Below are 25,627 nucleotides of genomic sequence, written 5' to 3'. Positions count from 1 at the left end.
CTCGCGATATATCAATCAGGAAGGCTAAATAAATTGCCGAAGCTGGTGCGGCACACGGAAGGACTTTCGTATTTCTCGGTATTTCTCGGGCTAGGGATTCAGAATGAACGACAAGCAAACGGCACGGACCTGCTTCTTCGCCACCGCCGGATCGCGCCTGAGCAACGGCGACCGCGTCGCAGAAACGCTGCAAAACTATTTCGGCTGCTTGTCTCGTACTTCACGTATGAGCGCGGGAGTTTTACGCCGACGAACAACACGATCCGTCTTCGCTTCGAGAGCCCGGATAACCCGTTCCAATTCTCGCGGCAAAACGAACGACACCTGAAAGCGCCGTAGCCCGGCTCCGAGCTGCGGCGCCCGTGCGGCTTCCTATACTCTCCTCAGCCCCAATCGCACCGCCCGGTCCGGCCGCAACGTGACATTCAACACCGGCCGCGGCGGTGCGGCCCCCGTCGGCACTTCCAGCGCGAAACGCTGCAGCACCATCCGTCCGCCGAAGTAAAGATGTTGCGTTTCGCGAAGTAAAGTCGAAACTTCGCTGAATTCAGGTGGATTTGCGCAATCCTGAAGAATTATTTCAGCTAAAAATCAACTGGTTGCGAGATTTGCGAAGTAAAGATGGTGCATTTCCGCGTGCCCAGATCGATGGCCAAGTGAACGCCGTCGTCGCTAGGGCTTGTGCATACCGAACGCCTGATCGAACTGCCTCGCCCGTTTGACCTCGTCGCCATGCAGGTAAATTGACGTCGTCGAGATCGACGCGTGCCTCAGGTTGTCGCGCACCATGATCAGTTCGGTTCCGCGCGCGAGCGCGAGTGAAGCGTGCGTGTGGCGCAGCCAATGGGGGCTCGCGCGCCGCAGCTTGTCCGCCATCGCAGGCCGCTCATCCCTGATCGTGTCGGCGACCAGTGCGAAGAAGCGTCGCAGCACGCGTCCGAGTCGCGTGGTTTCGATGCCCGTACCATCTTCTGCGAGGCTGGCCACGATCACCGTTGCCGGATCCCACCGTTCGCGCGTGGCCGGCAGCCGGCGTTGCACCAGATACTGATCGAGTGCCATACGCGCGAGCGTCGGGAACGCGACCTTGCCCGTCTTGCCACCCTTGCCGACGAGGTGCAGCCAGTGATCACCGTGCTCGTCAATGTGGATGTCGCCGAGCGTTGCGCCTGTCAATTCGCTTGCGCGCAGGCCGGTCGCGTATCCGAAATCCAGCAGGAATCGAAGCCGCTGGGCGGCCGCCCAGCTCCAGCTGTAGGACCATTCGAGGCCATCAGCGATCGTGCGGAGCAGCAGCCATTCGCCTTCAGTAAAGCCGCGGGTGACGTCGAGGCTCGCCTTCGCGCTTCCTCGCACCTTGACGCCAGCGAACGGGTTCGCGAGGACGTAGCGCTGTTCGACCAGCCAGCGGAACAGGGCCGCAAGTACAGTGAGTGCGTAAGCGGCGGAGCTCGACGATAATGGCCCGCTGAACGGTCGCCATTCCATGTTTTGCCGCGGCCGCGACGGCCCGATCCAGCGGTCCCTTGGCGTCGGCCGTCGCAGGAATGCCCGGTAGGCGATAGCGTCGTCAGTGGTCAGCGATGACAACGCGCAACCCCGCTCGACGATTGCCCACAGGATCAGGCGTTCCGCCTCCTTCCGGTAGGCGCGCCGGGTCGCTGTAGACTCGTGCAAGGACAGCCAGGACTGCACCGCCTCGTAGTCGTTCGACGCCTTGAGCAAACAGACGTGCTGTGGTGCGCGAAACTGTCCGTGCGATCCGTCGACCTCGTGCGGCAGGCGCAGTTGTTCCCACGGCACGACCGGCCGGGAAGGGGCTGCCGCAACCAGCGCGCGGGCACGCTCGGTCAGTGCGGGATGGGCCGCAAAGAATGCTTCGACACGGCGTGCGCCTGCCGTGCCGAGTCCGACGATCGCTGTCCACCACCGTCTCCGGCGCGGAATCCGCACAGTCAGGTCGGCCAGGGTCCTGATTCCATGCGCCTGCAGGGCTACCACCACCCGCGGCTGCAGCCACTGGTCGATGTCGTCGGCGATGTACGGCTCCGGTGCCGGCAGACGGCGCAACGTCTCGATCGTATGTGCGACGGTATCAGCTGACGCGGCCAATCGGTCATTGAATGTTTCAGCCAGGTCGGCCCGGTGACGACTCGTCGCAAATGCGCCCAGTACGCGCCGGATGCATCCGGGCATGCTGCGCGCAGACATCCCCGGCGCCTTGCGATCGCCCAGATAGCGTGCGACAGCCGTGCGGGCGTCGAGTCCGGCGTACCAGGCTCGCAGCGCGGCCAGTTCGGCGTCGTCGGGAAAACCGGCGGTTTCGGTCTCGCGTGTTTTTATGACTGCGAGTTTAGTCCAGATTTGTTAATAAACCGATAAGAAAAGTTATCAGTCTAGTGCGCGTCCGGTCATCGTGCCAAGCTTCCTCGCAGGCCGAACGATGGCTATCCCGCTTCACTTGCTGATCTCGGGCACCTGCAGGTGCCCGCGTAGACCGAAGCGGCCAATCGGGGATCGGTGGCCCCGAGGTCAGCTTTTCAATTCAAAGCAGCCGCTTCAGGGAAGTCGACGACGATATCAATCCCTAGCGACGGCGGCTGGAGCTTATAGCGCGTTGGGCGCGGAGAACGATGCCACTGCCCTAGTAGACCTGTACGATGTGTCGAAAGGCGATAAAGCGGTTTGCTTGGCCATATCGGCATCTGTATTGGACAGCCCAACACAGCCTGCCTTCAGTTGGATGAGCCCTTTTTGGCAAAAGGTCATACTCCAGATGATCTTTCAACGGGAAGGCGCGAGCACCGGCTGGATTCTCCTCTCCGCGGGGCGAGTCGCCCGAAGTAAATCTGAACGACCTGGGATTGGTGGGGGCGGCCGCTTTCGCGTTCGTCCGGTGCGAAGTGACCCGCTTTTCTGCTTGTCTTTCATTCGATAGCTCTAGCCCGTCGGCGAGGTCAGCACCGCTGGCTACACAATTGCTTCCTCGCGACCGTCGCAAGGAAGGCGACAAAGCAAAGGGCTAACAATAAGGCCCACCACGGGTGTGCACCCGCACCCGCTTCAGCGAGTCTCTCAGAGTTCCAACGCGGCGATTCCGGCACGCGCAATTTCGGCGTCTTCTTCCGACTTCACGCCCGATACGCTGACGGAACCGACCACCTCGCCTGCCACGACGATGGGAACGCCGCCTTCGAGGAAGCCCGTCATCGGCGCGCTGAGGAAGGCTACGCGCCCCTGCTTGACAAGATCCTCGTAAAACTTGCTCTCGCGACGACCCAGCGCGGCCGTGCGGCCCTTCGCGAGCGCCATCTCGATCGAACTGAGCGTGGCGCCATCGAGACGGTTCAGGTGCAACAGATGGCCACTATCGTCGAAGATTACTATCGTTACTGGCCAGTTGCGGTCCAATGCGTGCCGCTCGGCGGCGGCGGCGATTTTCTTCACGTCGTCGTTGGTCAGTATGGTCTTGGTTCTCATGGCTATTGTTCTGTTGTCGGGGAATTGGTGCGCAGTCGACTGCACGCTTTACACAAAGGGCGTGGCCTCCTCGGCGGCGAGTGCAGCCCTGACTGTGACGCGTGCGCCGATCCGATCCATAAAGCGTGCGAGCGCCTTCCAGCGCTTGATGTCGATCGAGAAGTGCGGCAGCCAGGATAGCACCGTGTACAGGTAAGCGTCGGCCACGCCGAACTCGCCGAGCAGGTAGTCTTTGCACGTGAGTGTGGCGTCGAGATTGTCCAGGCGCTTATGGAACTTCTCCTTAATAATGTCCTTCACGTTCTCGGGAATATCGCTGCTAAAGAGGGGGCTGCAGCCGGCGTGGATTTCCGAGGTGACGAAGTTCAGCGTTTCCTGGAGCCGCACGCGTTCCCAGGTACCGTTCGCAGGCGCGAGTTTCGCTTCCGGCTTCAGGTCAGCCAGGTACTGAAGGATCGCCGGGCCTTCGGTCAGCACCTCGCCGTTGTCAAGTACGAGCGCAGCGACGTAACCCTTCGGGTTGACTTCGAGGAAGCTGCGGCCCTCGGAGGTCTGCTTGGTCTTGTTGTTGACGCGAACCAGTTCGAACGGCAGGCCGAGTTCGCGCAGGACGATGTGCGGGGACAGCGAGCACGCATGGGGAGCGAAGTAGAGTTTCATGAGCTTGGATCCTTCGATGAAGTTGAGGCGGCCCGGCCACGGCGGAGTGAGCTGCGCATCGCGGCGCGACCATCGGATGAGACGATCCTAGGGCCTGCGGAAGCGGCACGTAAAGTTAGCATTCGACCGGAGCAGCATTAGCGATCCTTATGCCCCCGGCGACATGCCCCTCTCTTGCCACAGGCTGGCCGCTGCCCGGCGCGGTTCCGGCGACGCATGACGGTGCGCAGCGAGCCGCGCCACGCTGCGTGTGCGTCGCAATTGATCGAAGAACGCGTGCATGGCAGGCGAGAGCCGGCCGGCCTCGGAGCAGACCAGCCCAAACTCGCGATATATCGGCGTGGCGAGATTCAGCACACGCAGCCCCTGGCGCCCAACCGGCAGCATCGATTCCGGCACGAGCGACAGGCCCATGCCTTCGCGGATCAGTTCGAACGCGGTCGGCCAGTCGCGCACCGAGATGCGCAGATCGGACAGCGCGTGGCCCGCTTCCTCGAACAGCCGCCGGCTGTTCAAGCGGCAGCCGCCGGTGGCGAGCACGTACGGCTCGTCCGCCAGTTCCTCAAGCGCGACACCGATCCCGCTCGAGCGCCGCGCGAGCGGATGGCTGGCCGGCGCTACCACCACCCACACATCACGGCCGAGCACGAACGCCTTGCGCTCAGCGCCGGGGTTCATCACCACGCCTACGTCCACCGTGCCGTCGGCGAGCCAGGCCTCGATTTCCTCGTCGGTGCCGTCGAGCGTGACGACGTTGATACCGGGATACTGCTGCCCGAATGATTGCAGGAAGCTTGGCAGCAAGCTCGTGAAGACCGACGGGAACGTCGCGAGCTTGATGCGTCCCGCATGCAGGCCGCGCGAAGCATCGACCAGCGTCTTGATCGATTCCCACTCCATCAGCATGCACCGCGCGTGCGCGATCACCTGTTTACCGATCGCTGTCACAGTGGTGCGGCGTCGATCGCGCAACAGCACCTTCACGCCGAGCATGTCCTCCAACTGGCTGATGGCCTGGCTCGCGCCCGATTGCGTGATGCCGACCTGCGAGGCGGCCTTCGAGACACAGCCGGCATCGGCCACGGCCACCAGCAAACGCCAATGCATCAAGTTCATCATGATCAGTAGTCCGACTTATGGTTGAATATTGAACAAGTAATTTTCCCCGGCGGCAGGTCGGCGGGTAAGGTGGTGATTCGTCCATCGAGCCCGCCGCCATGACACCAGGCCTTTCCCGCGATCCGTCCTCCGTTCCCGCCTCTGCCTCGCCTGCCGTGGCGCGCGCCGCGCTCATCGCTGTTGCGCTCGGCTCGCTGATGACCGCGCTCGACGTGACGGCGCTGAACGTAGCGCTGCCGGGCATCGGGCACGCGTTCGCGGTCGGCATCGACCGGCTGCAGTGGATCGCAGGTGCCTACACGCTGGTGTTCGCGAGCCTGTTGCTCGCGACCGGCTCGGCCAGCGACCGGCTCGGTGCGCGCAGCACCTTCGTGGCCGGCTTGGTCGTCTTCATGGGCGCGTCGATCGCCTGCGGCGGCGCGCCCGGCATCGGCGCGCTGATTGCGGCGCGCGCGGCGCAGGGCCTGGGCGCGGCGATCATGCTGCCGAGTTCTATGGCGCTGCTCGCCGCCGCCTATCCCGACCCAACTCGGCGCGCCCGCGCGATCGCGCTGTGGGGCGGCATCTCGGCGGTCGGCCTGGTGGCCGGCCCGGTCGTCGGCGGCCTGCTCTGCGAGCTGACCAACTGGCGCGCGATCTTCTATCTGAACGCGCCGTTCTGCCTGGTCGCGATCGGCGCCGCGCTGCGTTGCGGCGAGCGGCGCGTCGAGCATGCGCGCGCCTTCGATCCGTGTGGCGTGGCCCTGTCGGCGGTGGCGCTCGCCGCCCTCACGTTCGCGCTGATCGAGGCGCCCGTGCTCGGCTGGCGCGCACCGGCGATCGTCACGGCAGTGGCCGTGGGCATGGCGGCCGCGTGCGCGCTGGTCGCCTTCGAGCGGCACGTCGCCGAGCCGATGCTGCCGCCGGAACTGTTCGCATCGCCGGCCTTCGCGGCGTCGGTCGGCGTCGCGTTCCTGCAGACCTTTGCCTATTTCGGCATGCTGTTCGTGCTGCCCATTGCCTTGCAGGTCCATGGCGGCGAGCCGCTGGCGGTGGGCCTGCGGCTCGCGCCGATGACGATCACCACCGGCGTGGCCACCACCCTTTTGGGGCGCCTGGCCGAGGCGTTCGGCGCGCGCCGCGTGATGGCGCTCGGCATGCTGGCCGGCGCCGTCGGCGCGCTCGTTTCGTGCCTGTTCGGCGTGGCGCAGGGACCGTTCGTACTGGCTGCCTTGCTGCTCGGCACGGGCGGGGCGACGCTGCCGCTGATCGTCGCCTCGGCGCTCGCAGAGGTCCCGTCGCAGCGAGCCGGCATCGCCGCGGGCGTGGTCAATGCCGCGCGGCAGAGCGGCGGTGTGCTCGGCATCGCATGCCTCGGCGCGCAGATGAACAACGGCCGCGGCGATGCGCGACTCGCGCTGCTGGTCATCGCGGCCGCGTTCTGCGGCGCGGCCGCGCTGAGCTTCGCGTGCCTTTATCGCCCTGCGCGCGCCGTGGCCTCCGTCGAGGCCTGACGGGCCGCTCGAAGAAGGCGGGATCGCCGTGCGCGGCGCGGGCCTCACCACGATCCCCAGCGCCGCACACTGCCGCTGTCGAGCCCGAGCAGGTCGAGCATGCGACCGACGCTGTGGTCGACGATGTCGTCGATCGACTCCGGTTTCGAGTAGAACGCCGGCACCGGTGGCATAACGATCGCACCCATCTCGGTCACCTGCGTCATCGAACGCAGATGGCCGAGATGCAGCGGTGTCTCGCGCACCATCAGCACCAGCGGGCGCCGCTCCTTGAGCGTGACGTCGGCGGCACGCGGCAGCAGGCCGCCGGTCACGCCCGTGGCGATCTCGGACAGGCTCTTGATCGAGCACGGCGCGACCATCATCCCCATGGTGCGGAACGAACCGCTGGCGATGGCCGCGCCGATATCGGTCGAGGCGTAGTGGACGCTTGCGAGATCCTTGACCTGCTCGGCCGTCCGCGGCAGTTCGTGGGTCAGCGTGACGTGCGCGGCGCGCGTCATGACGAGGTGCGTCTCGATCTCGAGGCGCCGCAGGCATTCGAGCGTGCGGATCCCATACAGGATGCCGCTCGCACCGGTGATGCCGACGACCACGCGCCGCACGGGTGCGGGCGCGCTCATGCGTCACCCTCGCCATCCACCGCGTCGAAGCGCTCGACACGGGCCGGCTCGCCTGGCAGCCCGAGTTCGCGCCAGCGTTCGGCAACCTGCTGGTAGACTGATTCGCGCAGCAGCGTGCGGCGCGGGAAGCTCTTGAGGTGACGGTAGTCCTTGCAGGCGTTGACGAGCGCCTTGGAGCCGTACAGCCGCTTCTCGGGCGGGTTCTGCGAGGGGTCGAGCGGCGAGCCGCGTGTGTTGCGCAGGATGTCGATGTCGTCGGCCGGATTGGTGCGCGTGCCCATCGCCCACAGCACCTGATCCATGTCGGTCGGATCGACGTCGTCGTCTACGGCGATGATCCATTTCGTGACGTAGGCGCCGCCAGGAACCTGAGCCGCGAGCGAGAGCGCCTGTGCGGCGTGGCCCGCGTAACGTTGTTCGAGACTGATGACGACCAGGGCGAACGCGCCGGCCGCAGCCGGATGCGCATATACGCCCTTGATACCCTGAATGCCGAGCTTGTCGAGATCGGCCCAGATCTTCGCGGAGCGGATGGTCGAGAAGAACGCGCTCTGTTCGTTCGACGGGTAGTCGGCCATCAGTGCGTTGGTCAGGATCGGCCGGTGGCGGAAATGCAGCGCCGTCACCTCAATCAGCGGGCAGTCGATGTCCTTGGTGCCGTAGTAGCCCGTGAATTCGCCGAACGGACCTTCCTCCTTCGTCGCGCCGGGATGGATCAGCCCTTCCATGACGATCTCGGCCGCGGCCGGCACCAGCAGGTCGGATTGCGTCGCGCGAACCACGTCGATGGCGCGACCCTTGATGCCGCCCGCAAAGCCATATTCCGATACGCCCGGCGGCAGCGATTGCGAGCCCGCCACCATCAGCAGCGGATCGACGCCCCAGGCCGCCGCGACCGGCAGCGCCTCACCTCGTGCCCAGGCCTGGTGGATATGGCGCAGCGCGTCCTTGCCCGGCGCCAGCGAAAGGCCGACCTGGCGCGGCCCCTGAATCATCATCCGGTAGGTGCCGACGTTCAGGTAGCCCGATTCGAGATCGCGCGTGATGACGGCGTCGGCGGTGCCAGCGTAGCGGCCGCCGTCGCGCGGCCAATGCTGCGGGATCGGCAGCGTCGAGAGGTCGATGTCGGCGCCGTACAGGCTGTTCTGGTAGAGCGGCGCCTCGGCGGCCGGCCCTTCGCGCGGGTCGATCGCGACGCGCAGCTTGTCCTTGGTGCGGCGGATCAGTTCCAGCGTGGGCGTGGCCGGGTCTTCCTCGAGCGTGATCGCGGTGCGCGCGACGCTGGGTCCGAACAGGTTCCAGAGATGGCGAAAGCCGTAGTGCTTCGCGTCGCTGTCGAACAGCACGGCGGGCGAGGTTTCGGTCTTCGCGAGCAGATAGGTGATCGCGCTCATTTCCTCGCGCGCGTCGACGGCGGCGTCGATCCGTTGCAACTCGCCGATGCGCTCGACGCGGGCCAACCAGTCGCGCAGATCGGCGACCGGTCCGGTGTTGTCAGTCATGCGGGACTCCGTATTCTTTGGGAAAGATGGACGAAAGGACGATGCTTTCACCTCGTCCTTTCGTGCCCGGCAAGGCGGTTGGCCTTACTTGCCGTCGATCGAGTATTTGCCCGGCCCGAGCGCGCACAGGAACAGGAAGCCGGCCGAGATGCTGATGTTCTTGAAGAAGTGGACGAAGAGGGCGTGATGCTCGGTCGGATTCGTCGAATTCCAGAACGCGTGGCCGATGATGCCCGTGCCGATCGTGTAGACGGCGAACAGCGCAGCGAGCGGGCGCGTCCAGAAACCGAACAGCAGCACGAGGCCACCGAAGAATTCGATGACGGTCGCGACGATCGCCGTGAATTCGGGCACCGGTGCATGAACCGAGCGCAGGTAGTCGAGCACCGTGGCGTGATCGGTCAGGTACGTCCAGCCGAAATAGAGGTAGATCACGAGGATCATGATCCTCGCGAGCAGAATCATTGCGTCGCGCTGGTTCTCCAGGAAGCGGTAGCGAAGCGTTGTCATTGTTGTGCTCCAGTGCTTGGGTAAAGCGCCGGTCCGGCAGTCCGCTGGACCGGCACGTGTCAGGCTGTCGCCAGCGTGGCAACGGCGTTGCGATTGACGGCGTTGTCGAGTTGCGGCTCGCCGTCGAACACGCTCAGTGCGTTGACCACCGCGAGCTGCGCCATGCGTTCGACTGCCTCGCGCGTAACGCCCGCCAGATGCGGCGAGCAGATCACGTTCGACATCTCCAGCAATGGGTTGTCGGGCACGGGCGGCTCGGGCAGGAACACGTCGATGGCGGCGCCGGCGAGATGTCCGTTCGACAGCTTCTCGGCCAGCGCGTTTTCGTCGACGATGCCGCCGCGCGCCGTGTTGATGAGGAACGCACCATGCCGGAACCCGGCCAGACGTGCCGCGTCGATCAGGCCGATCGTCTCGGTCGTCTTCGGGCAGTGCAGCGTGACAAACTCGGCGCCCGGCAACGCCGCATTGAGATCGGCGACCGGATCGACACCGGCCGCGCGCAGCGCGTCGTGGGCCACGTACGGGTCATATACGCGCACGCGCATACCGAAGGCCTGACACAGCCGCGCGACGCGCGAGCCGATCCGGCCGAACCCGACGATCAACACCTCACGGCCGCGCACTTCGCCCGGCAGATAGCGGTAGCGTTCGTGCCAGCGGTTCATCCGCACCAGCGCGTCGAGTTCGTGCACGCGCTTGGTGAGCGCGAGCATGGACGACAGCGTGTGCTCGGCGACTGTGTCGCAGTTCGCGCCGGTGCCGATCATGACCGGGATGCCGGCCGCGCTCATGGCCGGCACGTCCACCGCGTCGTAGCCGACGCCGATCCGCGACACCACCTGCAGGCCGTTGGCGGCTGCTAGTTCGGCCCGACCGAAGGCGGTCAGGCCGAGGATCACGCCATGCACGGCCGGCTGGGCGGCCAGCAGGGCGCGAAACGCGTCCTGCCCGATCGTGTTAGTGAACTCGATCACTTCGACATCCTCGCGAGCGACGAGGATGTCCTTGCCCGTCTGGCCGAGAATATGCGCAACCAGCAGCCGTTTCTTGCTGCCGTCGGCGTTTGCCTGGGAAGCCGTCATGCCGTCGCCTCCTCTTTCTGCGTGGCGAAGAATCCGCCGTCGTTGATGCCGATCCGGTGCATGATGCGTTCCGTCTCGCGCGGCAGATCGGTCGCGCAGTGGATCACCGAGCGGTTATCCCAGATCAGCAGATCGTTCGCTTCCCAGTGGTAGGCGAAGATATGCTTGGGCCGCAGCACGTGCGCGAAGATCTCGTCGAGCAACGCGCGACTGTCTTCGTCCGAATACCCCTCGATATGCGTTGTGTAGCCGGGGCTCAAGTAGAGCGTTTCGCGGCCTGTGTGGCGATGACGCACGATGGTCGGATGCGAGATGGCTGGGAACGTCGTGGCGAGACGCTGGAAGATCTCCTGCACCGATTCACCGAGATCGCTCTGCTTGACCTTGTAGGTCCAGCGCACGTCGTGCTTCGCCTGACGACCCTCAATGCGCTTCCGCAGGCGCGCCGGCAGCGTGCGCAGTGCCTCCTGCATGTCGACGAACAGCGTGTCGCCCTGGCCCTCGCCGTTCGGCACGCGCTGCGCATGCAGGAAAGTGAGCGGCAGCGGCTCGGTCAGATACGAGGAATCGCTGTGCCACATGTTGCCGAGCTTGCGCGCGCCCACCGATTGCCCGGTGGCGCCGCCGTTCCGGTTGTCGATCACGAGGATGTTCGGGTAGTCGGGGTCGTGATAGTTCTTGAGCCGGAACTGTTCGGGTTCGCCGAAGTGCCGGCCGAAATGCAGATACGCGTCGCGATTCATCCGCTGGTTCTTCAACGCGACGACCTTGCGCGAAAACATCAGCTCGCGGATCGCGGCGATTTCGCGGTCGGTCGCCGCGGCGATGTCGAAATCGACGATCGCCGTCGCGAACGATTGACCCAGATCGATCTTTTTCATGTGAATACTCCCGAAACGGACCGCGTCAGACGAGCGCCGGTGCGGCTTCGCCCGAACCCGCGATGGCCACGCCGTTGGTTTCCACCGTCTCCTCGCTTTCCGCCGCGCGTAGCAGGGCGGACAGCTCGCGGATGTCGTCCGGATCGTGTGCGGCTGTTACAGCCATGCGTAGCGCAGCCTCGCCGCGCGGTACGGTCGGGAAGAACACCACCGAGGCGTAGTGGCCGCGTTCGAGCAGGTATTCGCCTGTTGCGATCGCGCGCTCCTCGTTGCCGATGCGGTAGATGCGGATCGGCAACTGGCTGCCGATCGTCTCGGTCGGGATCACGTGGTCAAATAGCGCGAGGTTTTGCTGCAGCGAACGTTGCAGCATGCCGAGTTCCTCGCTCATGTGGATCTCGGCCGAGGCCAGCGCCGCGCCCACCGAAGCCATGCTCGGCGCGCACGAGAAACCGTAGGTTGGCGCATAACGGCGCACCGCGTTTTCAATGTCGCGCGAGCCGAGCATCAACATTCCACCTGCTGCGCCGTAGCCTTTGCCGAGCGAGGCCGCGACGATCGTGCGGTGATCGAGTGCGCTTAGTTGCGAGCGAACGAAACCTTCGCCGCGCTTGCCGACGACCGAGATGCCGTGTGCGTCGTCGAGATAGACGAACAAGCCGTACTTGTCCTGCAGCGCGCTCAGTTCGCGCACAGGTGCCGCGCCACCCATCGAGTAGGCGCCGTCGCCGATATAGGCGACCAGCGGATGGCTCTGGCACAGACGTTCGAGTTGTTCGAGATCGTTGTGCTCGATCACGATCACATCGGTTTCCTCACGCAACACGGGGATGTGATATTGCAGTGTGACGTGGGCGAAGCGGTCGAACACGATCAGTGGCTTGACGCCACCCGTGAACAGGCCCGCCGCGAGCAGCGGTAGCGCGCCCATGTTGGCGGCTGCAACAGTCGGGAACACCACCACACTGTTGACCTGGAGCAGGTTCGACAGCACGCTTTCGAGGCGCGCAAGTGGCTCCGCCGACAGGCGCGTGCGCGCCACCGAGAAATGCACCGACTTGATCTCGTCGGCCGCGGCGCGAGCAGCGGCGAGCACGCGCGGATGGCTGTCGAGGTTCAGATAGCCGCAACGTGTGTAGTCGACCACCTGCTGCCCGGTGGTCGCGATTTCGATGCGACGATAATCACCCACACGGCACGATACGCCCATCAATCCTTTCTCATATGCCGCATTGAAATGAGGTCCGCTGATTTCTGCCATTCTTGCTGCATTACGTGCCCTCGGTTTAGCCAACGCACCGATGTCAAAGTTATTGAGATTATTCATTGGTATATCCGTCGGTTGAATATGCTGCTTACTGGTGGGATTTGCGGCAGGGATACGGCACTAAGCATCGCAAGAAGCAGGTTTCTCGGCAAATGACATCTTGCGTGCTACGCTATGAGAAAATGTCATGGTCAGCATTGACGTACCAATTCAGATGATGGTTGACTCATTCGACATATATTTTAAAAAAAATAGGATTTGTCTGAAAATAATTAATCGTGAGGAATTTGCCGTTGCTGAAACTCCGCTTCCTTATTGATAGCCACTACACGCGGTGATCCGATGTCGGGAAAACTTCCATCACTGAACGGTCTGAAAGTATTTGAATGTGCTGCGCGCCATATGAGTTTCACAAAGGCGGCCTCCGAATTGAACGTCACGCAGACGGCGGTCAGCCATCAGGTGCGGCGTCTCGAGGATGAACTGGGGATCCGTCTGTTTCACCGCTTCAAGGAGCGGCTTGAACTAACCGCCTCGGGGCACGCCTATTTGCAGGGAGTGAGTCTCGCGTTCGACCAGTTGCGCTTCTCCACCGGACAATTGCTCGAAGGCTGCAATAACACCACGCTCACAATTTCCACGCTTGCGACGTTTGCGTCGAAATGGCTGCTGCCGCGCTTGGGCTCGTTCCGTCTCGCGCATCCAGAGATCGACATTCGCGTAAGTGCCTCGACCGACTTCATCGATTTCGTGGCCGGAGCCGCCGACAGTGCAATTCGTTACGGCAGCGGTGAATGGAAAGGGTTGCGCGCGGACTGGCTGATGGCCGACGAGATTTTCCCCGTATGCAGCCCGAAGCTGTTAACGGGCAATCATCCGCTCACAAGCCTGGACAATCTCACTCATCACACTCTGCTGCAGGTTAGCGGCGTAACCAGCAACGATTGGAACATCTGGCTTGAGGCGGTCAGGTTGCCGACTAGCCTGACGAGTGGCGCGCGACTGACCTTCGACCTCGCGCTGATGGCCGTGCAAGCCGCCGTAGATGGCCACGGCGTGTGCATCGGCCGGCGCGCCTATGTCGAGGACGACCTGTGCGCCGGCCGACTGGTCGCGCCGTTCGGCACGTCTGTAACGACCGATCGCGCGTTTTATCTCGTCTCACCGAGCGATCTCGCCAACTGCCCGAAGGTCGTGGCGCTACGTACCTGGCTGATCGACATGATCGGCGATACTGAGAACCGCCTTAACGCTTAGGTTGCCCGATTTTGACGACGGAGTTGAGCGGACGACACGGCACTCGGGAAAAGCGCGCGAATGACATCGAACTATTGCATCGACCGGTTGAATCCGCCGGTCCTCAGCCAACGTCTGGGAGCCGCTTTGTCCTATCGTGGAACTTCCCCTTGTGGCCGCCTATTGATCGATACGTTAGCCGACGCAGAGCATATATATTTGCATTAGGGGACTGCGTCCGGCCCACCGCTATCCCGCCAACGGCTTCCTGGCTTCAAGGAAAAATTGAGGCATGGGCCCCCTCATTTTTGGGCGCGAGCCGAATGGACACTATCCGGAATCAGGTCAGGTGTCGTTTGCGGTTTCAATGTGCGGGACAACGCGCGTGCCGGCCCCGCAAACTTCAGGGGATGCCCGTCGCCGGGAAAATTCAGCCAGAGCAGGCGCGTGGGGAAAAGCAGCGGTGAGAGGACGTAGCGGCCGCTCTCCTGCATGCCGGAAGCGATTGAACACCATGCGTTCCAGGTTTGACCCAGTGCATGAACGAAATGGCGATTCAGCCAGCCCTGCGGATCAGCTGTGGGCGGCAAATGGGCAGGCATGAAGGCCAGCCACTCGAGCAATCCAAAAGGCGGATATTCTCTCTGGCAGCGCGTGAGTGTCTGAATACTGAAGCGCCGCTCCCAAGACAGGTGCCATCCCAGCAGGGCAATGGACTGGACGGAGGTACTGCCGTCGCACAGCAACAAACCGAATTCGGGCGAATGGCGGACGGAGCTAGCCTCTGGCTGTACGGGCCGGATTGAACGCGACAGACGGCGCACACGATTTTTCCGGATCTTCGTGTAAACAGCGCACAGCATGATGCATGTGTGGTCGACGTGTGGCCAGTCGGCTGTCCAGGCGCAGCGGGCCGGCGGGCACACTGACGAATGAGAGCCGCCCCCGCTTTGTGCACTGGCGCCGGGTACGGGATCGACGCGGGGCAGCTCCGGCGGCCGGCGAAGGTGTCGCTCCAGCTCGCCGATAAACACGAGACGACGGGGAATATCCGAGTACGCCTGGACTTCGTCGCCGGGAAGGTACTGCCCGGCCGCATCGCGCATATTGCGCTTGTCTGGGCTGAGCAGTTGCGCATAGCGGAAGAAGTAGTGATGCCATGCACGAAGGCGATCCAGTTCTGTCGTGTCGATCCCTGTCTTCGCGTTTAGGCGACGAAGCGACATGGCGGCTAGCAGGGAGAGGCCGCAGGTGTGGCAGGCGTATGGACGGCGCACGAACCCTGTCTGGAGGCGATACGAGAGCGGTTGCCCGCAACCGGTGCGGGTATCTCGCAGTGGGCATCCGTGAATGGGGCAACACCTGAGCGCCGTGAACTGAAAGAGCGTCGCATGAAAACCCGCCGACGCGCAAGTCGGGCAGAAGCGTAGCGACGAACTCGCGCGTCGAGCAACGCATCGTCACGATTCGCAGTGCAAAACGAATTTTCGAGGTCGTGCAGGCCCGCGGGTGGCGGTCGATGGCGGCCGAGGGCGACCCGGCATGGAAGGGGCAGCGGGACGAAGTGGGCGTGTTCATGCGATGCATTGTCCGCCGGCCGCCGATCAGGCGTCTTGAACGTAAGCGACATCGACAGGCCCGCCGCGCATCCCTATACTGCGCCCTCATGTCCAGCCAATCGCCTTCCATGCTGCCAGGCTGTCCGCCGCTGCTGGCGCGCGCGCCGCGTGCGTCGCGCCTGTCGCACAGCGGCCGCGAGCCGCACAGCCGTCTGTATGTCGCGCCGCCGGGTCTGCACGGTGCCGTGGTGGCCGTGGTCTGCCGCGACGTGCGCAACTTCGCCCTGAACGATGCGCAGCGGCTCACGCATTTTCCGGCCTCGCCGCTGGTTTGCCTTTCCTGGTATCAGTGGCTGGATGCCGGGCTCGTCGAGCAAACGGCCGAAGGGACGCAGTGGCGTCCGTTCGGAACGGCGGTCACGCTCTCGGGCAGCCAGTCGCGGCCTACTGCGAGCTGGGCGCCGGGCAGCGGGCGGGGCGGCATGATCTGTTTCACCACCGACGTGGCGCAGATCCTGTTCGGCGTCGATCCTGCCGCCATTCACGACCGTTTCTGCGATGCCTTCGCACTGCTCGACGATAGCTGGCGTCCGTTTCTCGCCGCGCTGCTCGAAGCGGACGACGACACCGCGACCCAGGCGGTCCTCGTGCATCATCTCGCCCCGCGCTGGCTTGCGCGGCGCCCGGCCAGTTCGCCGGCTGCGGCGTTGCGCGAAGCGGGGCGCCGCTGGGTGGCGCGGCTCGCCTGGCAGGCGCGCGAATGGCGCACCACGCATAGCCCGCGCCAGGTCGAACGCCGCATCAAGGCGTTCAGCGGCCGCTCGCTGCGCGAATGGCAGACGCTCGTCAAGACCGAGGGCGCGTTCTTTTCGGCGCGGGAGCGGTTCGACGCCGGGGAAGCGGTCGATTGGGCGGCGCTCGCGCACGAGGAAGGCTTTGCCGATCAGGCGCATCTGAGCCGGGCGGTCCGGCGCACCACGGGTTTTTCGCCGGGCGAGTTCGTGCGCCGTTTCGAAGAGGACGAATCGTTCTGGATGTACCGGCTGTGGGTGTAACGGGGCGGTTCGTACGCTGTCCCGGCTGCCGGATGCGTTGTGCCCGATGCCATTACAATGCGTCGTCAACGCCTCAGAAAATGGTATTGCACCTTGAAAAGCCTTCTTGTCCCGACGATTGCAGCGCTCCTGCTCTCCTGCAACACGGCCGCGCATGCCGATGCGTCCGGCGCCGGCGTGAGCTCGGCCGATCAATGTTCCGTGGCCCACCTCACCGGTGTGGGCGGATCGGTACAGAGTCTGCGCGAGTACCTGGCGGCGCCGGATCGCGACCGGGTTCGCTACGTGATCGACCATCCGGTCCAGTGCAAGGTCTCGGACGACGGCCGTGCCTCCGACTGCACGGGCCTGGACAGTTTCCGCAACGAGCCCGTGAGCGTGTACGACGACATCGACAGCAACATGATGTCCGTGGTGGTCCGCGTGGATCTCGACCACGGCACCGCGCCGGCCATCCTCGCCGTGCTCAAGAAAGACCTGCACTGCGATCAGTAGGAAGCCGCGCGGTTCGGATGCGGCCCGCGCGTTCGCACGCTCAGCTCGAACTCTCGATGCCGCCCATGGCCGATTGCTGGTAGTTCTGGATGCCGACCTTGTCCACGAGATCGATCTGGATTTCTAGCCAGTCGATGTGGTCCTCGGTGTCGTCGAGGATCTCGACGAAGATCTCGCGCGACACGTAATCGCTCACCGATTCGCAGTACGCAATCGCTTCCTTCAAGGTGGCCTGGGCGGTCACTTCGAGCTTGAGATCGCACTGCAGGCACTCCAGCGTGTCTTCGCCCACCAGCAGCTTGCTCAGGTCCTGGAGGTTGGGCAGCCCGTCGAGCATGAGAATGCGCTCGATGAGCTTGTCCGCGTGCTTCATTTCCTCGATGGATTCTTCGTACTCGTGCTTGCCGAGCGCTTCGAGCCCCCAGTGCTTGTAGAGCCGCGCGTGGAGGAAGTACTGGTTGATCGCCGTGAGCTCGTTCTTCAGTTCGGCGTTCAGATATTCGATAACCTTCGGATCGGCAGCTTTCATATTCCCTCCTGGTTCTCGCCCATGCGCTGATCGGCCATCTCCATGCAGGATAGACGTTCGACGCGAGGACCGCGCGAATGATGGCGGGAAAGAGAACCGTTCCGGTTCAGGCGGGGCGCGCCCACATGCGGCGGCAATATCGTCTGATCAACCCGTCCTGCTGGAAAAGGCCCATGCCCAGCATCATCGTGCCGATGAGCAGGGTGGCGAACTGGTCGAGGTGGGCGAGGCCCGCCATCGTCCCCAGCGCGCCGATGGCCGCGGCGCCCGCCGACATCGCGTCGGCGCGCGCATGCCAGGCGCTCGCGGCGAGGGTGTCGGCGGCGCGGGCGTGCGTGGCGTCTACCCGTGCCGCCACGGCGTGCAGGTAGCGCGCCACGGCCTCCCGCGTGCCCAGCACGAGCAGCGCGACCACGAGGCCGCCGAACTGGGCCGAAGCCGACGCCGTGGCGGCGCTGCCGGCTTCGGCGAGTCCCTGGCGGATCAGCTCGGCGCCCGTGAGCGTGAGCAGCGTGGCAGCGGCAACGGAGGGAAACGCCGTGCCCAGCGCGCCGGCGCGGGCGAGCAGCGCCATGCCGGCGGGGCGCAGCGTGAAGAACAGAAGCGCGTCGATGGCGAGATCCACGAGCGTGTGGATGCCGTCCGCGACGATGGCATGCGATCCGGTCAGCCAGCCTGTGGCGATCTGGACGGCCATCAGCACCGCATTGGCCGCCACGGCAATGCGGGCGGCCCGAAGCGTGACCTGTTCTGGTTGTGCACTAGCTGGGCGCATGCGGCATGGGGGAAATTTGTTTTCCGCGAGAGTAGGGGCCGCAGATGGCACGCGGATGACAAGTGACAGAGCGCGCTAACTTTCTCCTCACTCGGGCTCGTCAAGATCGCTTCCATCGACCCGCCGGACGCGATCATCATGAACCGCTCATCGACTCAACCCAGTTCCCGCAAGACCCGCACCGCCCGTTTTGCCCGCATTGCCGTACCGCTTGCCCTGATCTTGGTAAAACGCCCGCAAAGAGGGCGTAACAGCGCTCAGTGCCGCCAGGCCGCCCCGTCGGGAAACGCGTAGTCGTCGAGCGAAGCCGCGTGCATTTCGATGCTGTATCCGGGGCGCTGGGGCGGCATGTAATGACCGTTGCGGATCACGACAGGGTCCACGAAGTGCTCGTGCAGATGATCGACGTATTCGAGCACGCGGTTTTCGAGCGACGCCGAAACGCAGATGTAGTCGAAGAGCGAGATGTGCTGGACGTATTCGCACAGGCCCACGCCGCCCGCATGCGGGCACACCGGCACGCCGGATCTGGCCGCCATCAGCAGCACGACGATCACCTCGTTGAGCCCGCCCAGCCGGCAACTGTCGATCTGGCAAAAATCGATGGCGTGCGCCTGCAGGAGCTGTTTGAACATCACCTGGTTCTGGCAATGCTCGCCCGTGGCCACGCCGATGGGCGCAATGCGCTGGCGGATGGCTGCGTGGCCCAGCACGTCGTCGGGGCTGGTGGGTTCTTCGATCCACCACGGGTCGAATTCGGCCAGGCGCCGCATGTTCGCAACCGCCTCGTCGACGTCCCACACCTGATTGGCGTCCATCATCAGCTTGAGGTTCTCGCCGATCTCTTCGCGCAGGATGCGCGCCCGCCGCATGTCTTCCTCGATATTGGCGCCCACTTTCTGCTTGAAGTGGGTCCAGCCGTTCGCCACGCCTTCGCGCGCGAGCCGGCGGATCTTGTCGTCGTCGTAGCCGAGCCAACCGGCCGATGTGGTGTACGCCGGATAACCCCCGGCCAGCATTTGGGCCTCGCGCTCGCCTCGCGTCCTGGCGTGGCGGTGGAGCAGGGCGATGGCCTCTTGCGGCGTGAGGGCGTCGGTCACGTAGCGAAAGTCGAGGCAGCGCACCAGTTCCTCGGGGCTCATATCGACGAGCAGTTTCCAGACGGGTTTGCCCACGGCTTTCGCCCAGAGGTCCCAGACCGCATTCACGACTGCCGCCGTGGCCAGATGGATGGCGCCCTTGTCGGGGCCGATCCAGCGCAACTGGCTATCGGACGTGATGGCGCGCCAGAACGCGCCCATGTTCGCCGCAATCTCTTCGAGCGTCCTGCCGACCACGAGCGGCGCGAGCGCTCTGGCCGCCGCGACGCAGATTTCGTTGCCGCGCCCGATGGTGAACGTCAGGCCGTGGCCCGTGAGCCCGGCGGGCGAATCCGTTTCGAGCGTGACGTAGGCCGCGGAATAGTCGGGTGCGGCGTTCATTGCATCGGAGCCGTCGAGCGAGCGCGACGTGGGAAACCGGATGTCCTTGACGGAAAGCGCGGTGATGGTGGTCATGGGAATCGCCTCCATAGATGCGACGGCGGCGGACGCCGCGCCATGCCCCTGTCCGGCACCGATTGCGGCACTGGATGGGGTGAAGCAGATTGAAGCAAAGATAAGCAGGTCGAAGCAACCCGCTCAGTTGTAGAGCACGGCCGAGATTTTCGGATCGTTCATGTTGCTCTTGTCGTACCAGTAGAAACCGGTATCGATGCGCTTGGGCAGCGTTTCGCCCTTGAGCGCCTTCGCCGCGGAATCCACCACGCACTTGCCGATCCCGACCGGGTTCTGCGTGATTGCGCCCAGCATCAGGCTGGAATGGATGTCGTCCTTCTGCTCCTTGCCCGAGCCGAAGCCGATCAGCACAAGCTTCCTGCCCGACACCTTCACGCCTTGCACCCACGTTTCGCCCGAGTCCACCGGATCGGCGCCGAACACCGCGCGCGCCACCTCGGTGCGGCCTGCGCCCATCAGCACGGCAAAGCCCAGAATCTCGCCCTTGCGCAAAATGAAGCTCACGTCCCGCACGAGCGGGCCGGCATTCAGGTGCTTCACTTCCAGCGCGATCTCGCCATGCTGCGCCACGCCGTGCGTGGCCTCGGCTTCGGCCAGCTTGCACCCGACCATTATGCTGATGATCTCGTCCACGCTCGCGTCCTTCGTTTCGACCGTGGCCACGTACTCGCCGCCGCGCAGCACGGTAACGCGGTCGGAAATGCGCTTGAGCTTGCCCATCAGGGCATGCACTTCGCCGGGCCGCAGTTCGAACTGAACGTCGTGCAGCGCCCGCACGCCGGGGAAACGCTTGCTGAATTTCGTGACCGAGATGAGCGGGTTCATGGCGCGGCTTTCACGACAAATCCACGATGGCCGCAAGGCCGGATCGGGAGGCACGGTTGAGAAAGCGCCGGGCGCGGCGGCTTCGGCGTCGCCTTGCCTGGCATCCTGAATCGGGTGTCGCCTTCGGGTGTGCGGATCTGCGCGTGAGGGCAGGGCTGCCGCCCACGCTTACTACAGAATGCAACGCGATTCTACGACTCGGTTTGGCTACGATTCAATATCGGGCATTTGCCTATGCCGGGTTTATTCACTGGTGAATTTTTGCTGTGCGATGTTGTGCGATGCAGTATCCGCTTGCCGGCTGACTTTGTCTGACTTCGAATAACGCGCCGCGCTATATGGCGTGAATCATGGCTACCGGCGCACCCGACACGCCTTGAAACAGATCGCCAACCCGCACAGCGAGAGCACCGCGCTAACGAGAAATATCGAGGGATAACCGGTCCTCGATACGACCCATCCACCTGCCGGGCCAGTAAGCGCGAGCCCGATGTCGATGAAAGCGACGTACGCACCCATTGCCGTGCCGCGGCTATGGGCATGCACATGCCGAACCGCCTCGACGCCCAGTGCCGGGAAGGTCAGCGCGTAGCCCGACCCCGCCACGGCAGCGCCGGCCAGTGCCACAACCGGCGTTCCGGCAAGCCAGAGCAGGACGAACCCGGCAGCCTGAACCGGCAGGGCGACGGCCACGACACGATAGCCGCCAACCCGGTCGGGCAAGTGCCCCAGTAGCAACCGCCCCAGGATATAAGCCGCACCGAATACGGCTACGCCCCATGACGCACCGGCCCAACCGTTGGTGGCATAGTCGAGCGGAAGGAAGGTCAGCAACGCGCCATAGCCCACTGTGCTGAGACCCAACGCCATGCCGTAAGGCAGAATCGTACCGGCCGCGGCCATGAAAGGCGGCCTGAGCCCACCAAAGCGCGGCACGTGACGCAGGGAGATGCCGACCGCCAGCACCCCCAGCCCGGCGACAACCGATGCCAGCGCGACACCGGATAGCCCCGCGAGGCCGAGCATGTGCGCTCCCGCCGGGGCTCCGGCCGCGATTCCGGCGAACAGCACGATGCCGATCCAGACCATGGCCAGCCCCGAGCGCGCCACCCCAACGGCCGCAATCGCAGCGGACAATGCACCGGTCATCACGAGGCTCTCCGCGAGACCGAGTGCGATACGGCTCATCATCAGGATAGCGAATGAAAACCACGGCCATAAACCAGTCACTGCGGCCACCGCGCAGAGGCACGCCGAAAGCAGCAGCGCCCAGGCACCCGTGACGATGGCACGTTTTGCGCCTTCATCGTCGGCTACGCGGCCCGCGTACCCCCGTGTGAGCACGGTCGCTACGGATTGCAATGCCATTGCCCACCCAACCGCGGCCGGTCCCAATGCCAGCGCACCGTGAACGAACGGCGGGAGCGCACCAAATGCAAAGCCAACCGGCAGGTAGCAAAAAAAAACGATCGACATGAACGGCAGCAGTGCCGAGCAGGTGCTCCGGTCGATGACGGACGTCGTAGCATGCGTGCGCTCCATATCACGTCACCGATACGCCGGGCGGGACCACGGTATCGCCGAAAACGGCAGCCGATCCGATGGCGGCGCCGTACACCCTGGCGTTGCCGCCGATCACCGCGGTGCCGCATGCCTCGCCATAGAGCGCGGCTTTGCCCCGGATCACCGCATAGCCGCGAATCACGCCGAACACCTGGGCATCCTCCAGCACGCGGGATTCGCCATAGGCCATGGCTTCGGCATGCACCCAGGCCGCGCCGTCGCGGCTCAGGTTGCACTCGTGTTCGATGAAGCCGCCATGCTGGCCGTCCAGCGTTTCGATCCGGCGAAGCGTGATCCCTTCCACTATTCGGCTTTCTTCGGTAAACCGGTATTGCATTGCGTTCTCCTGGTTGAGTATCCGAGCCCAGTATGCAAAGCCGCCACCGTTGCGTAAAATGAAATCCAGTTAAAGATATATTGTGTTAAACGCACGATTCAGGTTATGCCGAAACCTCTGCCGACCTTCGACCTCAACCTGCTGCGCGTGCTTGATGTGCTGCTGGAAGAGGGGAGCGTAGTGGGCGCCGCAGAGCGTGTGCATCTCAGCGCGCCCGCGGTGAGCCGGGCATTGGGGCGCCTGCGCGACATGGTGGGCGACCCCCTGATGGTGCGCGCCGGCCGCGGCCTCGTGCCAACGCCGCGCGCCGAAGCCCTGCGTCCGCAGGTCCGCGCGCTGCTCGACCAGGCGCAGCACATGCTCGCGCCGGGCGCCCTCGATCCGGGCGGTCTGAAACGCACCTTCGTGATACGCGCGATGGATGCGTTCGCAACCACAGCCGGCCCCGTCCTCGCGCAGCGCCTGCGCGAACGGCACCGAACGTGACGTTGCGCTTCGTCTCGCAGGGGACCGAGGCGGTGGAGCCACTGCGCAGCGCCGAAATCGACCTCGATATCGGCGTGATCGACGACCTCGGGCCCGAAGTGAAGCGGCAGGCGCTTTACCGCGAGCACCTGGTCGGCGTGGCGCGGAGCGGCCATCCGCTGGTGGGTACAGGAAGGAAGCGGACCATCAAGCGGACCATCGACGCCGCGAAGTTCGCCGCCTGCGCGCATGTTGCGATCGCGCGTGTGTCGCCGCGCGGCCCGCTCGATGCAGCGCTTGCCGCACGGGGGCTGTCCCGCAGCATCTCGCTTGTGGTTCAGCACGAAAACGCCGCACTGCTGGCGGTGGCGGCCAGCGATCTCGTGACGGTGGTGGGCGCCTCGCTCGCGCGGCACGGTGCGAATCTCGGTCTGCCGATTGCCGTGTTCGAGCTGCCCGTGAGCGTGCCGGACGTGCAGATTTCGCTGGCGTGGCATCCGCGCTTCGATGCGGACCGCGCGCATCGCTGGCTGCGCGATCTGATTCGCTCGGCCGTCACTGCGCACTGATTCCCTTCGGCGATTGCCGCCACATTTCGTTTTGCGGTGAAACATCCGCGGATAGATCTGGGTAAGCTCGGTGCAACCTCCTCATCGAACGCTCCGACCTATGACCTTCACTCGCGATCTCTCCACGCGCCGCGTGCTGGCGGCGACCAGCATCAGCTACACCGTTGTGCTGCTCGATGCCTCGATCGTCAACGTGGCGCTCGGCGAGATCGGTCGCACGCTCGGCAGCCATGTGTCCGGGCTGCAATGGGTCGTCAACGCCTATACGCTGACCTTCGCGAGTCTGCTGATGACGGGCGGCACGCTCGGCGACCGCCTCGGTGCGCGCAACATCTATTTCGCCGGGCTCGCGATCTTCGTGCTCGCTTCGGTGTTGTGCGGCTTCGCACCGGACCTCGCGACGCTGACGCTCGCGCGCACGCTGCAGGGCGTCGGCAGCGCCATGCTGGTGCCGTGCTCGCTCGCGCTCATCAACGGCGCGTACCCGAACGCGGCCGACCGCGCCGCGGCGGTGAGCGTGTGGATGGGATGCGGTGGCGTGGCCATGGCTTCGGGGCCGCTCATCGGCGGCCTGCTGATCCACGCGTTCGGCTGGCGCAGTATCTTCTTCGTGAACGTGCCGGTCGGGATCGTCGGACTTGGGCTGACGCTGTGCGTGGATCGGGCGGCTTCGAGCGCGACGGCGCGCCATTTCGACGTGAAGGGGCAGCTTGCCGCCATCGTGGCGCTCGGCACATTGATCGGTGTACTGATCGAAGGGCCGGTGCTGGGCTGGCAATCGACGCTTGCGCGGGCAGGGATCGTAACGAGCGTCGCCGCGTGGGTGGCTTTCTTCGTCATCGAAACGCGGGTGCGCCATCCCATGCTGCCGTTGCAGTTCTTTCGCAATGCCTTGTTTTCGGCTTCGACCTTCGTTTCGATGGCGTCGGCCTTCGTGTTCTACGGCATGCTGTTCACGTTCAGCCTGTACTACCAGCAGGTGCGCGGCGACTCGGCGCTCGAAACCGGGCTCGCGTTCCTGCCGATGACAGGCATGGTGGCAGCCGGCGGCCTGATGTCGAGCCGCATCGTGAAGCGGATGGGCGGGCGGCGGTCGATGTGTATTGCGTTTGGACTCTATGCAGCCGGTGCGCTCGGCATGACGCTCTCGAACGCGACGTCGCCTTACTGGCTCGCAGCCGTGCCGATGGTGCTGATCGGCCTCGCGTCCGGCTTTATCTCCCCGGCGGCCACTTCACCCGCGCTCGGCACCGTGGAAAAAAGCCGCGCGGGCATTGCTTCGGCCGTGTTGAACTCGGCACGGCAAAGCGGATCGGCACTGGGCGTTGCGATCTTCGGTTCGTTCATCGCCACCGGCCACTCGTTTGCGCCGGCGATGACGCTGGTGCTCGGCGTAGTCGTGGCAACGTCGCTCGTGGCCGCGTTCGTGTGGTGGGTGACGTCAGCCCCCGTGCTGCTCGGACGCGGGCAAGTGTCCTAGATCGCGTTCACTTGCGGCGGTCGCCTTCGAGCAGCCCGTAGAGCGCGCTGTCCGACACTTCGCCGTTCACCATCCAGCGCTCGCGCAGCAGCCCTTCGCGCACGAATCCCTGGCGCTCCAGAAGACGCGCCGAAGCGAGGTTGCGCGGGTCGATATCGGCTTCGAGGCGGCGCAGTCCCGCCGTGCCGAAGGCATGCGCGATCAGGGCGGAGACGGCTTCGTTCATATAGCCGCTGCCCCAGTGTCGGCGTTGCAGGCTGAAGCCGATTTCGGCGCGCCGGCACTGCTCGTCCACGCGAAAGAGCGCACAGTCGCCCAGCACCTCGCCGGTAGCTTGCGAGGTGAGCACGCAGATCAGATCGACGCCCGAGGAGGACATTTTCTCCCCCCTCACCACGCGCTCTCGCGCTTGCTCGACAGACGTCATGGGCGGGAACGAGAAGTAACGCATGGCATCCGCATCCGACCACATCGAGAAGAGCGGCGCTGCGTCTTCTTCGCGCAGCGGACGGAGAACCAGGCGGGGCGTGGTCAGCGTGACGGGGGTGAAAAACGGCATGAGG

At 64.5% G+C, this 25,627-nt stretch carries 25 protein-coding genes and 2 pseudogenes; 8 read left to right on the top strand and 19 right to left on the bottom strand.

What is annotated here, in order from left to right; genetic code table 11:
* The first annotated feature begins 103 nt into the window (after window positions 1-103).
* Window positions 104-328, top strand: coding sequence for a hypothetical protein (locus BFE01S_RS44540; protein WP_156967142.1), 225 nt, complete (start codon window positions 104-106; stop codon window positions 326-328).
* A gap of 344 nt (window positions 329-672) precedes the next feature.
* Here the strand turns inward: BFE01S_RS44540 and BFE01S_RS24845 are convergent, their stop codons facing one another.
* The 4 genes from BFE01S_RS24845 to BFE01S_RS40035 all read right to left on the bottom strand — a co-directional run bounded on the left by BFE01S_RS24845 (window position 673) and on the right by BFE01S_RS40035 (window position 5,259).
* A complete protein-coding gene (locus BFE01S_RS24845) occupies window positions 673-2,343 on the bottom strand; it encodes a site-specific integrase (RefSeq protein ID WP_028227834.1) in 1,671 nt (556 codons plus the stop codon).
* 732 nt (window positions 2,344-3,075) lie between these two features.
* Window positions 3,076-3,480 carry a GlcG/HbpS family heme-binding protein gene (locus tag BFE01S_RS24840; RefSeq protein WP_028227833.1) on the bottom strand — a complete coding sequence of 135 codons (405 nt, stop codon included), beginning with the start codon at window positions 3,478-3,480 and terminating at the stop codon, window positions 3,076-3,078.
* A 48-nt stretch (window positions 3,481-3,528) separates the two neighbouring features.
* A complete protein-coding gene (gene gstA, locus BFE01S_RS24835; protein WP_028227832.1) occupies window positions 3,529-4,140 on the bottom strand; it encodes a glutathione transferase GstA in 612 nt (203 codons plus the stop codon).
* 147 nt (window positions 4,141-4,287) lie between these two features.
* Entirely contained in the window at window positions 4,288-5,259 is a 972-nt protein-coding gene (locus BFE01S_RS40035) for a LysR family transcriptional regulator (RefSeq protein ID WP_084170133.1), read from the bottom strand.
* A gap of 98 nt (window positions 5,260-5,357) precedes the next feature.
* On the opposite strand from BFE01S_RS40035, the gene BFE01S_RS40030 reads away from it, so the two are divergent.
* Window positions 5,358-6,752, top strand: a complete 1,395-nt coding sequence (locus BFE01S_RS40030; protein ID WP_084170132.1) for an MFS transporter — start codon at window positions 5,358-5,360, stop codon at window positions 6,750-6,752.
* Between the two features lie 44 nt (window positions 6,753-6,796).
* On the opposite strand, the gene BFE01S_RS24820 is transcribed toward BFE01S_RS40030, so the two are convergent.
* The 6 genes from BFE01S_RS24820 to BFE01S_RS40015 all read right to left on the bottom strand — a co-directional run bounded on the left by BFE01S_RS24820 (window position 6,797) and on the right by BFE01S_RS40015 (window position 12,680).
* Complete coding sequence (locus BFE01S_RS24820) at window positions 6,797-7,375, bottom strand: UbiX family flavin prenyltransferase (RefSeq protein ID WP_028227831.1); 579 nt, start codon at window positions 7,373-7,375, stop codon at window positions 6,797-6,799.
* Window positions 7,372-8,877 (bottom strand): UbiD family decarboxylase, encoded by a 1,506-nt coding sequence (locus BFE01S_RS40025; protein WP_042338440.1) that lies wholly within the window; start codon window positions 8,875-8,877, stop codon window positions 7,372-7,374. The genes BFE01S_RS24820 and BFE01S_RS40025 overlap by 4 nt, the downstream gene beginning before the upstream one ends.
* An 84-nt stretch (window positions 8,878-8,961) precedes the next feature.
* Entirely contained in the window at window positions 8,962-9,387 is a 426-nt protein-coding gene (locus BFE01S_RS24810; protein ID WP_042338439.1) for a DoxX family protein, read from the bottom strand.
* Window positions 9,388-9,446: 59 nt separating this feature from the next.
* On the bottom strand, window positions 9,447-10,472 hold the full coding sequence (locus tag BFE01S_RS24805) for a hydroxyacid dehydrogenase (protein WP_028227829.1): 1,026 nt from the start codon (window positions 10,470-10,472) through the stop codon (window positions 9,447-9,449).
* Window positions 10,469-11,353: a TauD/TfdA dioxygenase family protein gene (locus BFE01S_RS40020; protein WP_052420974.1), complete on the bottom strand. Its 885-nt coding sequence runs from the start codon at window positions 11,351-11,353 to the stop codon at window positions 10,469-10,471. The genes BFE01S_RS24805 and BFE01S_RS40020 overlap by 4 nt, the downstream gene beginning before the upstream one ends.
* Before the next feature lie 25 nt (window positions 11,354-11,378).
* The gene (locus tag BFE01S_RS40015; protein ID WP_084170131.1) at window positions 11,379-12,680 is read right to left on the bottom strand and encodes an aminotransferase class I/II-fold pyridoxal phosphate-dependent enzyme; all 1,302 of its coding nucleotides are present in this window, start codon (window positions 12,678-12,680) and stop codon (window positions 11,379-11,381) included.
* Between the two features lie 282 nt (window positions 12,681-12,962).
* On the opposite strand from BFE01S_RS40015, the gene BFE01S_RS24790 reads away from it, so the two are divergent.
* Window positions 12,963-13,877 carry a transcriptional regulator GcvA gene (locus tag BFE01S_RS24790; RefSeq protein ID WP_028227828.1) on the top strand — a complete coding sequence of 305 codons (915 nt, stop codon included), beginning with the start codon at window positions 12,963-12,965 and terminating at the stop codon, window positions 13,875-13,877.
* A gap of 281 nt (window positions 13,878-14,158) precedes the next feature.
* On the opposite strand, the gene BFE01S_RS43345 is transcribed toward BFE01S_RS24790, so the two are convergent.
* Entirely contained in the window at window positions 14,159-15,082 is a 924-nt protein-coding gene (locus BFE01S_RS43345; protein ID WP_174464467.1) for a hypothetical protein, read from the bottom strand.
* A gap of 440 nt (window positions 15,083-15,522) precedes the next feature.
* Between BFE01S_RS43345 and BFE01S_RS24780 the strand changes: the two genes are divergently transcribed.
* Together BFE01S_RS24780 and BFE01S_RS24775 are read left to right on the top strand one after the other, a co-directional pair.
* Window positions 15,523-16,470 (top strand): helix-turn-helix domain-containing protein, encoded by a 948-nt coding sequence (locus tag BFE01S_RS24780; protein ID WP_028227826.1) that lies wholly within the window; start codon window positions 15,523-15,525, stop codon window positions 16,468-16,470.
* Window positions 16,471-16,563: 93 nt separating this feature from the next.
* Window positions 16,564-16,965, top strand: coding sequence for a hypothetical protein (locus BFE01S_RS24775; RefSeq protein ID WP_028227825.1), 402 nt, complete (start codon window positions 16,564-16,566; stop codon window positions 16,963-16,965).
* A 40-nt stretch (window positions 16,966-17,005) separates the two neighbouring features.
* Here BFE01S_RS24775 and bfr read toward each other — a convergent pair whose 3' ends face one another.
* The 7 genes and pseudogenes from bfr to BFE01S_RS40005 all read right to left on the bottom strand — a co-directional run bounded on the left by bfr (window position 17,006) and on the right by BFE01S_RS40005 (window position 22,550).
* The gene (bfr, locus tag BFE01S_RS24770) at window positions 17,006-17,494 is read right to left on the bottom strand and encodes a bacterioferritin (RefSeq protein ID WP_028227824.1); all 489 of its coding nucleotides are present in this window, start codon (window positions 17,492-17,494) and stop codon (window positions 17,006-17,008) included.
* Window positions 17,495-17,600: 106 nt separating this feature from the next.
* Window positions 17,601-18,269: a cation transporter gene (locus tag BFE01S_RS24765; RefSeq protein ID WP_084170130.1), complete on the bottom strand. Its 669-nt coding sequence runs from the start codon at window positions 18,267-18,269 to the stop codon at window positions 17,601-17,603.
* A gap of 257 nt (window positions 18,270-18,526) precedes the next feature.
* The gene (locus tag BFE01S_RS24760; protein WP_028227822.1) at window positions 18,527-19,825 is read right to left on the bottom strand and encodes an L-fuconate dehydratase; all 1,299 of its coding nucleotides are present in this window, start codon (window positions 19,823-19,825) and stop codon (window positions 18,527-18,529) included.
* 123 nt (window positions 19,826-19,948) lie between these two features.
* Window positions 19,949-20,209, bottom strand: a pseudogene (locus BFE01S_RS46605) (BMP family ABC transporter substrate-binding protein); the annotation flags it as partial.
* Window positions 20,183-20,545, bottom strand: a pseudogene (locus BFE01S_RS46600) (D-xylose ABC transporter ATP-binding protein); the annotation flags it as partial. The pseudogenes BFE01S_RS46605 and BFE01S_RS46600, both read right to left, overlap by 27 nt.
* Window positions 20,546-21,004: 459 nt before the next feature.
* On the bottom strand, window positions 21,005-22,192 hold the full coding sequence (locus tag BFE01S_RS40010) for an MFS transporter (RefSeq protein WP_042338437.1): 1,188 nt from the start codon (window positions 22,190-22,192) through the stop codon (window positions 21,005-21,007).
* 1 nt (window position 22,193) lies between these two features.
* Window positions 22,194-22,550 (bottom strand): hypothetical protein, encoded by a 357-nt coding sequence (locus BFE01S_RS40005; protein ID WP_042338436.1) that lies wholly within the window; start codon window positions 22,548-22,550, stop codon window positions 22,194-22,196.
* Window positions 22,551-22,655: 105 nt separating this feature from the next.
* Between BFE01S_RS40005 and BFE01S_RS45945 the strand changes: the two genes are divergently transcribed.
* The 3 genes from BFE01S_RS45945 to BFE01S_RS24735 all read left to right on the top strand — a co-directional run bounded on the left by BFE01S_RS45945 (window position 22,656) and on the right by BFE01S_RS24735 (window position 25,064).
* Entirely contained in the window at window positions 22,656-23,036 is a 381-nt protein-coding gene (locus tag BFE01S_RS45945; RefSeq protein WP_052420973.1) for a LysR family transcriptional regulator, read from the top strand.
* The gene (locus tag BFE01S_RS45940) at window positions 23,033-23,584 is read left to right on the top strand and encodes a LysR substrate-binding domain-containing protein (RefSeq protein WP_245621183.1); all 552 of its coding nucleotides are present in this window, start codon (window positions 23,033-23,035) and stop codon (window positions 23,582-23,584) included. The genes BFE01S_RS45945 and BFE01S_RS45940 overlap by 4 nt, the downstream gene beginning before the upstream one ends.
* Before the next feature lie 100 nt (window positions 23,585-23,684).
* Entirely contained in the window at window positions 23,685-25,064 is a 1,380-nt protein-coding gene (locus BFE01S_RS24735; protein WP_028227820.1) for an MFS transporter, read from the top strand.
* Between the two features lie 7 nt (window positions 25,065-25,071).
* Here BFE01S_RS24735 and BFE01S_RS24730 read toward each other — a convergent pair whose 3' ends face one another.
* A complete protein-coding gene (locus tag BFE01S_RS24730) occupies window positions 25,072-25,623 on the bottom strand; it encodes a GNAT family N-acetyltransferase (RefSeq protein ID WP_028227819.1) in 552 nt (183 codons plus the stop codon).
* Window positions 25,624-25,627: the final 4 nt, after the last annotated feature.

The sequence above is a fragment of the Paraburkholderia ferrariae NBRC 106233 genome (assembly GCF_000685035.1).
In the GTDB taxonomy this organism is placed as follows: Bacteria; Pseudomonadota; Gammaproteobacteria; order Burkholderiales; family Burkholderiaceae; genus Paraburkholderia; species Paraburkholderia ferrariae.
This window is presented reverse-complemented; position numbering and strand designations above follow the sequence as displayed.

Excerpts from the sequence above, each read along its gene's own strand:
- gstA (WP_028227832.1), bottom strand. The coding sequence starts at position 4,140 with ATGAAACTCTACTTCGCTCCCCATGCGTGCTCGCTGTCCCCGCACATC.
- BFE01S_RS24840 (WP_028227833.1), bottom strand. The coding sequence starts at position 3,480 with ATGAGAACCAAGACCATACTGACCAACGACGACGTGAAGAAAATCGCC.
- BFE01S_RS24760 (WP_028227822.1), bottom strand. The coding sequence starts at position 19,825 with ATGACCACCATCACCGCGCTTTCCGTCAAGGACATCCGGTTTCCCACG.
- BFE01S_RS44540 (WP_156967142.1), top strand. The coding sequence starts at position 104 with ATGAACGACAAGCAAACGGCACGGACCTGCTTCTTCGCCACCGCCGGA.
- BFE01S_RS43345 (WP_174464467.1), bottom strand. The coding sequence starts at position 15,082 with ATGTCGCTTCGTCGCCTAAACGCGAAGACAGGGATCGACACGACAGAA.
- BFE01S_RS45945 (WP_052420973.1), top strand. The coding sequence starts at position 22,656 with ATGCCGAAACCTCTGCCGACCTTCGACCTCAACCTGCTGCGCGTGCTT.
- BFE01S_RS24805 (WP_028227829.1), bottom strand. The coding sequence starts at position 10,472 with ATGACGGCTTCCCAGGCAAACGCCGACGGCAGCAAGAAACGGCTGCTG.
- BFE01S_RS24765 (WP_084170130.1), bottom strand. The coding sequence starts at position 18,269 with ATGCGCCCAGCTAGTGCACAACCAGAACAGGTCACGCTTCGGGCCGCC.
- BFE01S_RS40035 (WP_084170133.1), bottom strand. The coding sequence starts at position 5,259 with ATGATGAACTTGATGCATTGGCGTTTGCTGGTGGCCGTGGCCGATGCC.
- bfr (WP_028227824.1), bottom strand. The coding sequence starts at position 17,494 with ATGAAAGCTGCCGATCCGAAGGTTATCGAATATCTGAACGCCGAACTG.
- BFE01S_RS24820 (WP_028227831.1), bottom strand. The coding sequence starts at position 7,375 with ATGAGCGCGCCCGCACCCGTGCGGCGCGTGGTCGTCGGCATCACCGGT.
- BFE01S_RS40015 (WP_084170131.1), bottom strand. The coding sequence starts at position 12,680 with ATGAATAATCTCAATAACTTTGACATCGGTGCGTTGGCTAAACCGAGG.
- BFE01S_RS40010 (WP_042338437.1), bottom strand. The coding sequence starts at position 22,192 with ATGGAGCGCACGCATGCTACGACGTCCGTCATCGACCGGAGCACCTGC.
- BFE01S_RS24735 (WP_028227820.1), top strand. The coding sequence starts at position 23,685 with ATGACCTTCACTCGCGATCTCTCCACGCGCCGCGTGCTGGCGGCGACC.
- BFE01S_RS24810 (WP_042338439.1), bottom strand. The coding sequence starts at position 9,387 with ATGACAACGCTTCGCTACCGCTTCCTGGAGAACCAGCGCGACGCAATG.
- BFE01S_RS24780 (WP_028227826.1), top strand. The coding sequence starts at position 15,523 with ATGTCCAGCCAATCGCCTTCCATGCTGCCAGGCTGTCCGCCGCTGCTG.
- BFE01S_RS24730 (WP_028227819.1), bottom strand. The coding sequence starts at position 25,623 with ATGCCGTTTTTCACCCCCGTCACGCTGACCACGCCCCGCCTGGTTCTC.
- BFE01S_RS40030 (WP_084170132.1), top strand. The coding sequence starts at position 5,358 with ATGACACCAGGCCTTTCCCGCGATCCGTCCTCCGTTCCCGCCTCTGCC.
- BFE01S_RS40025 (WP_042338440.1), bottom strand. The coding sequence starts at position 8,877 with ATGACTGACAACACCGGACCGGTCGCCGATCTGCGCGACTGGTTGGCC.
- BFE01S_RS40020 (WP_052420974.1), bottom strand. The coding sequence starts at position 11,353 with ATGAAAAAGATCGATCTGGGTCAATCGTTCGCGACGGCGATCGTCGAT.
- BFE01S_RS24790 (WP_028227828.1), top strand. The coding sequence starts at position 12,963 with ATGTCGGGAAAACTTCCATCACTGAACGGTCTGAAAGTATTTGAATGT.
- BFE01S_RS40005 (WP_042338436.1), bottom strand. The coding sequence starts at position 22,550 with ATGCAATACCGGTTTACCGAAGAAAGCCGAATAGTGGAAGGGATCACG.